This is a genomic window from Lacrimispora sp. 38-1 (assembly GCF_049890855.1).
GTDB lineage: Bacteria > Bacillota > Clostridia > Lachnospirales > Lachnospiraceae > Lacrimispora.
Map to the genome: position 1 here is coordinate 107,565 of NZ_JBANEW010000003.1, position 12,421 is coordinate 119,985.

Here is a 12,421-nt window from a genome sequence, read left to right on the forward strand (position 1 = left end):
TTTTTTATCTTGACATTACACAATATGTAATGTTACAATAAATGTAATGATAAGAAAGAAAAGATTAGGAGCAGCAGATATGAATAAAATTAAGCTATCTACCAAAAAGGAACTGGAAATTTATATGAACCCGGTGAGACAGAATCTCCTCCGGATACTGGAACGCTCCAAGCTGCCCATGACCCCAAAGCAGCTTTCACAAAAACTGGATATTTCCCCATCAAGTGTTCAGCATCACATTAAAAAGCTTGAGTCTCTAGGTGTCATTACACTGGACCATACGGAGGTTATTAACGGAATCACTGCAAGATATTATTGCCCTGCCTATGTCAATGTTCAGATCGGTCTGGATCATCCGGACGATAACCAGATGCAGAAAGAGATTCTTGTTCAGGAACAGATTGCAAGAACCTATGAAGGCTTTTTAACACAGAAGAAAAAATTTATAGAGAAACTTCACGATGGGGATTCAGAACCAAGGTGGGATTTGGGGGATATTATGACTGGAGTGGCTCATTTGTCGCCTGGAGAGGGCGAAGAATTATTAAAGCTGATCCTGGATTTTATGGATGCGCATGCTGTTCCGTCCAGGGAGAAGTCTCCGTGGGAATATGCCTTTATTTTTTATAATGCCGGGGAGGATCTTTATGAATAGGATAAAACAGCTGATTATTTTTCTCAATTACGCTTCCCTGGGAATTCTCCTGCCGGTCCTGAACTTAATTCTACTTAACAGGGGCGCAGGTCTTAAGACACTCCCTCTTTTAATAGCCGGTTATTCAGCAACAGTTCTGTGTTTAGAGCTGCCAAGCGGAATATGTGCGGATTTGCATGGCCGGAAAACTGTCTTTCTTATATCAGGAGTCTGCCAGCTGTTATCGGTTGGCCTGCTCTTTTTTGCAGAGAACTGGATCTGGTTATTATGCTGTATTGTGCTGAACGGAGTCAGCAGGGCCTTTTCTTCCGGAAGCTTAGATGCCTTAATTATAGATCAGGCTTTGCAGGAAAAGGGAGAGAACAGTCTGCCTGATATAACAGCCCGCCTTGCCATCATGGAGGAGGCTGGACTGGCAGTGGGGTGTATTCTTGGCGGTTTTCTTTCCGGCTTAGGGGATTCCTATAACGCAAATATTCTGCTTCGCGGTATCCTGACTGCGGTAACAATGGGACTTTGTATATTTGGGATAAGGGAAGACCGGATATGCGGCAGCAAAACAGAGCGGCCTCCTCTTGCCCATCATATAAAGAAAGGATTCCGTGCAGTTTTTACAAAGCCGGATTTTCCATTTATCCTGGCAGGGATGATGTTTACCGGATTTTTCATAACTCCCATTGAGACATACTGGCAGCCTGCCTATCTTAAATTGTCAGATTTATCACAGGGAACCTGGATGCTGGGAATACTGTCCTTTGTTGGATTTTTTCTGGCAGCAGCAGGAAATTCTTTCTGCAGAAGACTGTTATTAAAATTTCCCGGAAGACAATGGCGCATCTACTGCATCAGCCGCGTTTTCCTTGGCAGTGCGCTGCTCATTCTGGCACTATGGAATTCTGTCTGGATCTTTGTCATGGCATACGGGGGCATTTACCTGCTTCTCGGAACCGGCAGTGTAGCTGAAAATACTTTGATTAACCAGTATACGCCAGGGCCTTTAAGAGCCAGTGTTCTTTCACTGGGATCATTTCTCTTACAGACCGGTTCCGTGTGCGGCTCTGTTTTTAGCAGCCTTTTTGTGGAACAGATTGACATAGCCGGACTCTGGCTTACTTCAGGAGGAGTTATGATTGTATATACCATTCTGATCACAGCACTTGTGACAGCAAAAAAAAGGGAAATTAAACAGTATGATATTGAATCATTTGAAAACTCCTGATATAAATAGAGGTAGAGGCAATGATAAGAAGCTGTTTTTGCGGATTTCCGGAATAACCAGGTTCTCATGCCAGTAAGAGGAACCGGAATCAGTAAATGGCGACCCAGAGCTATCCTGGATCGTCATTTTTTGGTGGAAAGTAAAACCTGGTTCTTAACAATATCTGGAAATAATTGGATTAATTTCCAAGGTTTAAACCGTCATATAATAAAATATTATAAGCAAAGGAGTTTTACCATGCCAAGAAGAGGAGAAAATATTTATAAACGCAAAGATGGAAGATGGGAAGGAAGAACTTTAAAACAGACCGGTAAGTATCAGTATTTCTATTCCAAAAGCTATAAAGGCGTTAAGGAAAAGATGAAGAATTACAAGGAAAGCCAGGGAAATCCCAGAGAAAAGAAGTCGGGAGAGGTCAGGCAGGGAGCTGTGCTTTTTGAAAACTGGCTGCTTGATGTTTCCATGAGAGTGAAGCCGTCAACCTATGAAAGCTATTACCGGTGCATGAATAAGTATGTCATTCCGTTTTTTGAGAAGGAAAAAGATCAGAGAATTACAACTGGTTCTGTCTCAGGTTTTGTTAAGGAAATGTATGAAAATGAGGAACTTGCAGATTCTTCCAAAAAGAAAAATCTTACCATCTTTAAAATTGCAGTGAAAGAAATACTAAAGGGTTCGGCAGATTGCTTTGCTGTTATGGATTTAATAAAGTATCCGAAGCCGGATGATAAAGAGGTAGAGGTTTTCTCCATGAAAGAACAGCGTCAGATTGAGCAGACAGCATTTCATTGCAGCGACAGACGGGCTATGGGAATTTTACTCTGTTTTTATACCGGCATCCGCCTGGGAGAGTTATGCGCATTAAAATGGGGGGATATTGATATGGAAACAGGGACTTTATCTATATGCAGAACCGTTTCGCGTATCCGGCATTTTGAAGAGGAAGAGCATAAAACGGCACTGTTTGTAGGAGCACCGAAAAGCCGTAAATCCATGAGAAAGATTCCCCTTCCCCAATTTTTACTGAATATGCCGGTGCTGGCAGCATTTAAAGACAGAAACCAGGAGAATTATATTTTTACCGGAACCGACGTTCCTTTTGATCCCAGGTGCTTCCAGAAACTGTATAAACGGCTGTTAAAGGAAGCTTGTGTGAAGGACCGGAAGTTTCATGCAATCCGCCATACGTTTGCTACCCGGGCACTGGAGCTGGGAGTCGATATTAAGACCATCAGCGAGCTGCTGGGACATTCCAGTGTATCCATTACCTTAAATGTTTACGCCCATTCTCTGATGGAACAAAAAAAGGCTGCAATCGAAAAATTTAATGATATGTATCAGCTGAATGCGGATCTAAGCGGAACATTTATAAATAATGATTATGAAATTATGGAAGATTCTTATGCCGGATAGGAAGGAGCTTACATACTTTTTGATATTCAATTACAAAATAAGTGAACATTCCCCATATTTCTGTCATAATTGACAAATATCTACAGGATGTTATATAATATTGATTAATTAAATGTAGTAAAAATTTTACAATAAGGCAATATATTTCCAGATTGCAAATGACGAGTAGGAGGATATGACTGTGGCGGGAAGGATTAAGGTATTTCAGAGAGTCATAAAAAAATCAGAAGAGGGATCTGATCAGGCGGGGAAGAAAAAATCCATCAAGGGGAGATTGTTATTTGGAATTATTGCTATGTGTGCTGCAATTTCTGTCCTTTTTGGACTATTTAATGGCTATTTGTTTTATCGGGACGCAAAAAAAAGTACTGAAATGAGGCTCATGGAATCAGCCGAGGCTTATAGTCAGTCCGTTAAAAATGCCATCGATATTTACAGGATAAAGATTGAAGCTATCGCACAATACACCTCCATAACAAACCAGAACAAGAGTGCGGAAGACCGGAAAGAGGCCATGGATAAGCTGGCAAAGGATTACGGGTTTCTGGAGGTTACAACGGCTGATGTCAACGGAAAAGCGGCAAATGGGACAGATATGAGCCAAATGGAGTTTTTTAACCGGGCAATTAAAGGGGAAACTTATATTTCAACTACCATGCAGAGTAAGGAACTGGGCAAAACAGTTCTGGTAATTGCCGCTAAGATAAATAACGGGCAGTATAACGGGGTTGTAACAGGAACTCTGGATGCAGATGTATTCAGCAGCATGATTGACGGAGTTTCCATGGGAAAATCCGGCTATGGATTTATTGTGGATAAAGACGGAAAGGTAATCGCCCACAAAGACAGACAGACTGTGACAAATGAGACGAATTATATTGAGATGGGAAAAAGCGAAAAGAATTTTGCAGCTACTTCCGCTAATATTCAGGACATGATCGCAGGGAATACTGCAATCAGATCATCTCGTTTAAACGGCAAGACTCTGATTATGGGATACACACCAGTTACCAATACTGACGGCTGGTCTATTGGAATTGTAGCAGAGAAGTCTGAAATGATGGCTGGTTTCTATCAGTCACTTGCCATAACAATATTCCTGGCGGCTCTGATGATTCTGGTATCCTTACATATGGCATTCAGGATAGCAGGACCTATCGTTAAACCCATTGTTAAACTGGTAGAACGCATTAAAGCGCTTGATGAGGGTGATCTGCATTCTGAAGTACCACAGATCAATACGGGAGATGAACTTGAATCTCTTTCCAGATCATTCACCGGAACGGTCAATACGCTGAATAATTATATCAACGAGATATCCACGGTATTAAGCGGTCTGGAAAAGGGCGATTGTACTGTAGTGGCAACCCAGGATTATAAAGGTGATTTTGTACAGATCAAAGATTCTCTAAACGGAATTACATATAACTTAAATTCGGTATTTACCAAGATAAAGGAATCTTCAGACAGAGTGGCAGACGGGTCAAAGCAGATTTCCGATGCTTCCCAGGCTCTTGCGTCAGGTGCTGCCGAGCAGGCTGCGACCGTTGAGGAATTAAGTGCCTCAGTAAGCAGTGTATCAAACCGTGCTCAGCAGAATGCGGATAATGTTCAGAAAGCGACGGGTTATGTAAGACAGGCTGTAAGCGGAATGGATGAGGGCAATGCCTATATGGAAAAGCTGGATCATTCCATGAAGGAAATCGGACAGGCTTCTGAAAAGATCTCAAGCATTACCAAGGTAATAGAGGATATTGCATTCCAGACCAATATACTGGCATTAAATGCAGCGGTGGAATCAGCCAGGGCCGGAGAAGCCGGCAAGGGATTTGCCGTAGTTGCCGATGAAGTACGTAATCTTGCCGGTAAATCTGCCGAGGCGGCCAAGCAGACCGCAGAGCTGATCGGTCATTCGGTTCAGACTGTGTCAGAAGGAGTAAAGATCGCCTATGAAACAACCCGGATATTGAAATCAGCTGCCGAAAAATCCGGGCAGGTGGAACATACCATTCAGGAGATTGCAGCGGCTTCTAATGAACAGGTGGAGGCGATTGAGCAGATTAATCAGGGACTGAACCAGGTATCATCAGTAGTTCAGACGAATGCGGCCACAGCAGAAGAAAGTTCTGCCTCCAGCGAAGAACTGGATGCCCAGGCTCAGATATTAAAACAGGAGGTTGAGCAATTCAGACTTCAGGGGGAATACATCCCTGCAGGCCTGGAGAGTGCACGCTATGAGGCTGCAGCCACAGTTCAGGAACCGGAATATAATGATACAGAGGAATATACGGCGCCGATACAGGATGATATAACCCCGGTAACGTATATACATGATTCAGCAAAATATTAAATCTGTCAGAGGCTTTCGCAAAATGGGGTAATCATTTTGAGAAAGCCTCTGTTTTTGGTATTTTGCGATAGGTGAGTTCATGATATAATAGCAAAAAAAGGGGGGACTATGAGGTGAAGATTGACAGGCTGATTGGTATGATATCCATATTACTGCAAAAAGAAAAGGTGACTGCACCTTATCTGGCAGAGAAGTTTGAGGTATCCAGAAGAACGATAAACCGTGATGTGGAGAACTTATGCAAGGCTGGAATACCGATTGTCACCGAGCAGGGGAAAAATGGGGGAATCTCCATAGCAGAAGGCTATAAGGTAGATAAGACGTTATTTACTTCAACGGAAATACAGGCAATTCTTTCCGGATTAAAAAGCCTGGACAGCGTGTCAGGAAGCAACCGGTATCAGCTTCTGATGGATAAGTTTTCCTGTTGCAGCAATGAGTACGTAGAAGCAGGCGGTCCGGTTGTCATTAATTTAAGCTCATGGTATGGGTCCTCCCTTCCTCCTAAATTTGAGCTGATAAAAGATGCGATAGAGAGAAAAAAGAGGATTGAATTTCATTATTACGGTCCGGCAGGAGAAAATACACGGATAATAGAACCCTGTTTGCTGATATTTGAATGGTCTTCCTGGTATGTCTGGGGATATTGTCTGCTGAGAGATGATTTCCGTATGTTTAAGCTGAACCGGATGACACAGATACAATGCACCAATGAAGAATCTGGAGAAAGGGACATTCCCCCATACCGAATGGACCCCGGTGATGTTCAATGGACCAATGAAGTAAATATCACAGCAGAATTTGATAAAACCATGAAATGGCGTCTCATAGAAGAATTCGGCATTGACAGCTTTCAAGAGAGTCCGGACGGAAAGCTGACGATGAGGATTGAATGGTCGGATAAGGCGTCTTTGTTTTGCTGGCTGCTTGGGTTCAGGGATTGTGTGAAGATTATTGAGCCAGTGGAATACCAGACGGATTTTTTAGAACTTCTTGAACGGATTAAAGCCCTTTATTGATAAATATTAATAAGTTGAACCATATTGACAATGCGGGTGGAATCAATCATAATATACAGATACCCCTTATGGTATCCGGAGGTGCAGAATGAAACAGTGTATGGATGCCGATAATCTTCATCGGCGTCTAAAAAAGATCATCGGCCAGGTTCAGGCAATTGACCGTATGGTGGACGAAGATGTTCCCTGTGAAGATGTACTTGCTCAGATCAATGCAGCAAAATCAGCGCTGCACCGGGTTGGACAGGTGGTTCTGGAGGGACATATTAATCATTGTGTCAGAGATGGGATTGAGCATGGAGATGCAGATAAGACCATTGAGAGTTTCACAAAGGCGGTGGAACGTTTCGCCAATATGACATGACTCGAATGTAAAAGCAGGGCAGCCGGTAAAGTCGGCGGTCCTGTTATTTCTTTTCTACAGCAACCCATATTTCACAGGTATAGCCTGGATTCTTTACATCAGCGGAAGGATAGGCTTCAAAGTCGGTGCCGCCGCAGGGCTGATAGTCGCTGGCAGGAAAAAATTCACTGTAAATTTGCTGATACAATCTGGTAAATGCTTCCGGCATTGAACCGGTGCATGGAAACACAGCGTAAGTATGGGCTGGAACTTCCCATACAATCAAATCTTTTTTAATAGCTGGAATGCCATTATAATAGACACCAATGGCATAGGGACAGTTGGAATCAGGGGCATCCTTACCGAAACCCGCCCCTGCAATGCTTCCACCGAATATATTAGCTTCAGAAATGTATCCGGACAGCTCCTCGATTGTTCCATCCATGCGGCACTGCTGCCAGAAATCAGATATTCTGGCAGAGGTCAGTTCCTTTTTACCGGATACCCGCAGAGGTCTGCCAATCATTTGAAAGCCTTCCTTCTTCTCAATTCTGTAATCCGTCACATTGGCACCTGCCAGTATCAGTTTTACAGAAAGGCGGGAAAAAGATTTTAAACCGGCTCCGTTTCGCGCCTGAGAAGGAGATACGCCATGAAAACGTGTAAAAGCACGGCTGAAGCTTTCCTGAGTGTCGTAGCCATATTTTACAGCGATATCCAGAATCCGGGTGTTTGTCGCCGCCAGCTCCAAGCCTGCAAGAGTAAGTCTGCGCATACGGATATAGTCTCCCAGTGTGAATCCGCAGAGAATTCCAAATACACGCTGAAAATGAAAGCTTGATGAATAAGCCTGTTTTGCAATCTCACTAAAATCCAGATCCATGGTAATATGTTCTTCCACGTAATCTACCGCTTTTTGTATTCCGCTGATCCAATCCATCTTACGTTACCTCCAGCCTGATTTCTGATAATGAACCGGTTCTATTCAAACAAGGGAATAATTTCTCTGGTAACCAGTTCAATTTTAACTTTGTATTTCGGTTCAAACCGTGATGCTATGGCGACAACAATGCTTTTATCCTGGTTGACAAATATAAAGTTCCCTCCGTCACCAATAGCCGCATAACAATGGTATCCATCATAATCAGCAATCCACCATAAATATCCATAAGGCAGTTCTCCCCAGCGGCTTTTTTCCTTTGTGCTGTCCCAAATCCATTTACTGGATAAGATTCTCCGGTCTTCGTAAATGCCGTTGTTTAAATATAGCTGCCCGATTTTTGCCATATCCCGGGGCGTCAGACAAAGCCCCCAGCCAGCTGTATTCACGCCCTTTGGATCTACAGCCCATCCGCTTACATGTCTTTCCTTCAAAAAGGCAAAATGTTCTTCTTTATTGCTTATTCTGGTATTGCCAGGAGCTTTGATTCCAAGGGGATTAAACAAAAACTCCGCTGCGAAATCGGATACCGAACTGCCTGTGGCATTTATAATGATTCCGGATAAAATCTGTGTTCCTACAGTGGAATACTTAAATTCCCTGGTGATGCCAGCTTTGCCCCCTAATAAATCCAGAGCAGCTTTCGTCCAGTCATCACTGGTATACACCTTTGTGTAAGGCTCTGATTTATATTTATACGGTGCGGTCATTGTAAGCATATTTTCTATGGTGACATGCTGTATGGTTTTTTCTCCCTTCTTAAGTTTGTATTCAGGAAAAAATTCCAAAACCTTCTGATCCGGGCTTTTAATATAGCCTCTGTCTATGGCAATGCCTGTCAGCACCGATATTATACTTTTTGTCACCGACATAGTATGAATGGTATCTTTAGAAGTGAAACCGTCAAAATATTGTTCATAAACGATTTCGCCCTTTTTTTGTACAACAATACCGGCAATATTATCATAATCCGCTTTAATTAAACTTTCTAAATTCATAATATCATTGTTCATGATCTCTCCCCGCTTGTGAGTTTTTTTGTGATAGTTCATATAGAACCTATAATACGGGAAAATAATTTTTACCGCCTGACAATTTGTGCGGAGCGGTGTTATTTCAAGCAGATATTATTTTTAATTTACAGCTGTGTTTTGTTTAGATAATCACAGTATAGCATAAAGAGTATTTTTTTCAATCTGAGAGAAATAACCATGTAATTTTCAGTTCCACTTGACAATTAATACCCATGGGGGTATATTTGACAGGTAAATACTTATACCCCCATGGGTATGCGCGGGAGGAGAATTATGAATAAATTAAAAGAGATTCTGGAATGGGGAGGGCCTTTAAGGGAAAAAGCAAGTCTGGCAGTTTCTGCACTTGCACTTATTTTCAGCTTTTTTCATCTGGCGCCAGTTCCCTTTGATCCAGCGTGGGCTGCTGTTCTTTTTTGTGGAATTCCTATCATATTGGAGGCGTTCATCGGTTTAATTACTGAGTTTGATATCAAAGCTGATGTGCTGGTATCGATTGCTCTGATTGCCTCTGTTGTAACAGGAGAAATATTTGCTGCCGGAGAAATCGCCTTTATCATGCAGCTGGGGGCATTTCTGGAAGAGTTTACAGTGAAAAAAGCGAGAGATGGAATTGAAAAACTGGTTCATTTAACGCCCCGCACAGCAAGGAGGCTGGAAGGATCCATGGAAACCATTATACCGGCGGCAGAGGTTCTGAAAGGAGATCTTTTGAGAGTGCTTCCGGGAGAGACGGTTCCTGCTGACGGGATCATTAAATCTGGCAGAACCTCTGTGAATCAGGCTGTTATGACGGGTGAATCACTTCCTGCTGATAAGGGTCCGGGAGATGAAGTTTCCAGCGGTACAGTCAATCAGTTCGGTTCCTTTGACATGGAGGCGACCAGGGTAGGAGAGGATAGTTCCATACAAAGAATGATACGTCTGGTTCAGTCAGCAGATGCAGGAAAAGCGAAAATAGTGGGCGTCGCAGACCGATGGGCTACATGGATTGTGGCAGCAGCCATGGTTTCCGCCATACTGACCTGGTTTATAACAGGTGAGCCAATGCGTGCAGTTACCATACTGGTAGTATTTTGTCCATGTGCACTTGTTCTCGCTACTCCTACGGCTATTATGGCAGCAATCGGCAATGCCACAAAGCATGGATTCCTGGTCAGAGAGGGAGATGCATTAGAACGTCTGTCTGCAGTCAGTAAACTGACCTTTGATAAAACCGGTACCTTAACCTATGGCACTCCAAAAGTAGTGGCTGTAGTCAGTTTTATGAAAGAGTATGAGGAAGAAAAAATATTTGCACTTGCTGCAGGCGCAGAAGCCCGCTCTGAGCATCCACTGGGAAAAGCGGTACTTCGTTCGTTCAAAGAGGAAAAGAATGAGGATATCATGGCTGCAGAGGAATTTGAGATGATTCCGGGACGGGGAGTTAAGTCAGTCATTATGGGAAAGGAAATTCTGGCTGGGAATCCGGAACTGCTGTGGGAAAACGGGATTGAATTAGACGGGCAGCACACAGGAAAGGCGAAATCATATCTTCAACAGGGTTGTACTGTCATCTATCTGTCTGTTGACAGGATTCCGGCCGGTTTTCTTGCATTATCCGATACGCTCAGGAAGGAGGCCGGTGAGGTAATCAAACAGATAATGGAAATTGGAGCAGCGCCTGTACTTCTGACGGGTGATCATAAAAGCGCAGCCGTTCATATTGCCGGACAGCTTGGGATTATGGAAGTTCATGCAGAGTGCCTGCCTGAGGATAAACTGAACTGGATTAATACTTATGAGGGAGAACAGAAACGGGTTTGTATGATTGGAGATGGCATAAATGATGCTCCTGCTTTAAAACGGGCTTTTGTTGGAATCGCCATGGGCGGGATTGGAAGCGATATAGCAGTGGAAGCAGCAGATATTGCTCTTGTGAGTGACGAGATAAAGGAAATTCCACATCTGCTGTCCCTTTCGAAAAAAATGATGAGGACGATCCATTTTAATCTGGGATTTTCCATGCTGCTGAACTTCGCGGCAATTATTCTTGCTGTAACCGGAGTTTTAAATCCGGTAGTGGGAGCTCTGGTACATAATGCAGGTTCCTTAGCTGTGATTATTAACTCAGCGTTCCTCTTAAAGTGGAGTGTGAAATAAATAAGCAGCATTGGAAAGTTCTTTTCAATGCTGCTTAACCATTATCCTTTTACTCTGTCGTTTACAAAGGCTTTAATTGCTGCAAAACTTTCTGCACTGATCACATGCTCAATCCGGCAGGCATCCTCCAAGGCGATCTTACGCTCAACTCCAAGAGCCATAAGCCAGTCGGATAGGAAGGTGTGGCGCTCGTAAATCCGTTCTGCGATTTCCTGACCTTTTTCCAACAGTGTAATATGTCCATTCTCATCCATATCGATGAAACCATTCTCCCGCAGATTCTTCATAGCCACACTAACGCTGGGCTTGGAAAACTCCAATTCTCCCGCTATATCGATTGATCGGACATATCCGTTGCGCCTGTGAAGCATTAAGATTGCTTCCAGATAATTTTCAGCAGATTCCTGTATTTTCGTAACAGCACCTTCTTTCAATAGTTCTTTTCGTATCTGTTTATTGTAACACAAACAGCCTGGTATTTTCAAGTCAGGTTATCCAAACCTTTCTCGTGCTTTTTTATCATGGTACGGAACTGGCTGATCGTGATACCAAGGATTTCGCTGGCTGTCCGCAAAGAATAATCCCGGTTCAGCCATTTTTCATATACCGGGAAGAATTCATCAGGAAGAGGGGAAGGATATCTTCCCAGATGTTTGCCGTTTGCTTTTGCTATGGCAATTCCTTCTGCCTGCCTCTGCCTGATGCTCTCTCTTTCTGCCTGGGCTACATAAGAAAGCAGCTGTAAGACAATGTCCGATATCAGAGTTCCTATTAAATCCTTATTTGTCCGTGTGTCAAGAATCGGCATGTCAATAATTACAATATCTGCCTTTGTTATTTTAACAATGTCTCTCCATTCCTGTTGTATATCTTCATAGTTTCTTCCAAGACGGTCCAGACTCTTGACCACCAGTACATCACCCTCTTTTAGTTTTCGCTTCAGCTTCTGATACTGAGGCCGGTTGAAATCTTTTCCCGATAATTTATCACAGTAGATGTTTTTCTCTAAAACTCCCCATTTAATCAGCTCAATCAGCTGCCGTTCCACATTTTGGTCCAGTGTGGATACTCTTACGTAACCATAAAAATTATTCATATTGTTTATTAACCTCCTGACCTTCTTATTATGGCAGAAAGGATGGATTTTAAAATGAGACAAGCATATTGTAATGCTAAAAAGGTGTACCTTTTCAGCATTACAATATGCCTGTTAAATGAGTAAAATCAACCATAATATATTATAATAAAAATTCCGACATATTTCAACAAAAAAATAACAGAAAGGACTTTTTTGACGATGATATAG

General features: G+C 42.8%; 11 protein-coding genes. 7 read left to right on the plus strand and 4 right to left on the minus strand.

From position 1 onward, the window contains the following. Nucleotides 1-79: 79 nt before the first annotated feature. The 6 genes from V7D18_RS01425 to V7D18_RS01450 all read left to right on the plus strand — a co-directional run bounded on the left by V7D18_RS01425 (nt 80) and on the right by V7D18_RS01450 (nt 7,020). Nucleotides 80-655: an ArsR/SmtB family transcription factor gene (locus tag V7D18_RS01425; protein WP_426150745.1), complete on the plus strand. Its 576-nt coding sequence runs from the start codon at nt 80-82 to the stop codon at nt 653-655. Continuing rightward, complete coding sequence (locus V7D18_RS01430; RefSeq protein WP_426150748.1) at nt 648-1,874, plus strand: MFS transporter; 1,227 nt, start codon at nt 648-650, stop codon at nt 1,872-1,874. Before V7D18_RS01425 ends, V7D18_RS01430 begins: the two co-directional genes overlap by 8 nt. 237 nt (nt 1,875-2,111) lie before the next feature. Next, entirely contained in the window at nt 2,112-3,287 is a 1,176-nt protein-coding gene (locus V7D18_RS01435) for a tyrosine-type recombinase/integrase (protein ID WP_426150750.1), read from the plus strand. 181 nt (nt 3,288-3,468) lie between these two features. Next, nucleotides 3,469-5,637 (plus strand): methyl-accepting chemotaxis protein, encoded by a 2,169-nt coding sequence (locus V7D18_RS01440; protein ID WP_426150752.1) that lies wholly within the window; start codon nt 3,469-3,471, stop codon nt 5,635-5,637. A 113-nt stretch (nt 5,638-5,750) separates the two neighbouring features. Continuing rightward, nucleotides 5,751-6,656, plus strand: a complete 906-nt coding sequence (locus V7D18_RS01445) for a helix-turn-helix transcriptional regulator (protein WP_426150754.1) — start codon at nt 5,751-5,753, stop codon at nt 6,654-6,656. A gap of 88 nt (nt 6,657-6,744) precedes the next feature. After that, nucleotides 6,745-7,020, plus strand: a complete 276-nt coding sequence (locus V7D18_RS01450; RefSeq protein ID WP_104434186.1) for a metal-sensing transcriptional repressor — start codon at nt 6,745-6,747, stop codon at nt 7,018-7,020. A 43-nt stretch (nt 7,021-7,063) separates the two neighbouring features. Here V7D18_RS01450 and V7D18_RS01455 read toward each other — a convergent pair whose 3' ends face one another. Together V7D18_RS01455 and V7D18_RS01460 are read right to left on the minus strand one after the other, a co-directional pair. Further along, on the minus strand, nt 7,064-7,939 hold the full coding sequence (locus V7D18_RS01455; RefSeq protein ID WP_426150756.1) for an effector binding domain-containing protein: 876 nt from the start codon (nt 7,937-7,939) through the stop codon (nt 7,064-7,066). 41 nt (nt 7,940-7,980) lie between these two features. Continuing rightward, a complete protein-coding gene (locus V7D18_RS01460) occupies nt 7,981-8,952 on the minus strand; it encodes a serine hydrolase domain-containing protein (RefSeq protein ID WP_426150758.1) in 972 nt (323 codons plus the stop codon). Between the two features lie 294 nt (nt 8,953-9,246). Between V7D18_RS01460 and V7D18_RS01465 the strand changes: the two genes are divergently transcribed. Further along, a complete protein-coding gene (locus V7D18_RS01465) occupies nt 9,247-11,115 on the plus strand; it encodes a heavy metal translocating P-type ATPase (protein WP_426150760.1) in 1,869 nt (622 codons plus the stop codon). A 41-nt stretch (nt 11,116-11,156) separates the two neighbouring features. On the opposite strand, the gene V7D18_RS01470 is transcribed toward V7D18_RS01465, so the two are convergent. Next, nucleotides 11,157-11,564, minus strand: coding sequence for a metal-dependent transcriptional regulator (locus tag V7D18_RS01470; RefSeq protein ID WP_426150767.1), 408 nt, complete (start codon nt 11,562-11,564; stop codon nt 11,157-11,159). 32 nt (nt 11,565-11,596) lie between these two features. Beyond that, complete coding sequence (locus V7D18_RS01475; RefSeq protein ID WP_426150762.1) at nt 11,597-12,211, minus strand: recombinase family protein; 615 nt, start codon at nt 12,209-12,211, stop codon at nt 11,597-11,599. Between the last annotated feature and the right edge of the window lie 210 nt (nt 12,212-12,421).

Coding starts and splice junctions, on each gene's coding strand:
- V7D18_RS01425 (WP_426150745.1), top strand. CDS start 80: ATGAATAAAATTAAGCTATCTACCAAAAAGGAACTGGAAATTTATATG.
- V7D18_RS01430 (WP_426150748.1), top strand. CDS start 648: ATGAATAGGATAAAACAGCTGATTATTTTTCTCAATTACGCTTCCCTG.
- V7D18_RS01435 (WP_426150750.1), top strand. CDS start 2,112: ATGCCAAGAAGAGGAGAAAATATTTATAAACGCAAAGATGGAAGATGG.
- V7D18_RS01450 (WP_104434186.1), top strand. CDS start 6,745: ATGAAACAGTGTATGGATGCCGATAATCTTCATCGGCGTCTAAAAAAG.
- V7D18_RS01455 (WP_426150756.1), bottom strand. CDS start 7,939: ATGGATTGGATCAGCGGAATACAAAAAGCGGTAGATTACGTGGAAGAA.
- V7D18_RS01460 (WP_426150758.1), bottom strand. CDS start 8,952: ATGAACAATGATATTATGAATTTAGAAAGTTTAATTAAAGCGGATTAT.
- V7D18_RS01465 (WP_426150760.1), top strand. CDS start 9,247: ATGAATAAATTAAAAGAGATTCTGGAATGGGGAGGGCCTTTAAGGGAA.
- V7D18_RS01475 (WP_426150762.1), bottom strand. CDS start 12,211: ATGAATAATTTTTATGGTTACGTAAGAGTATCCACACTGGACCAAAAT.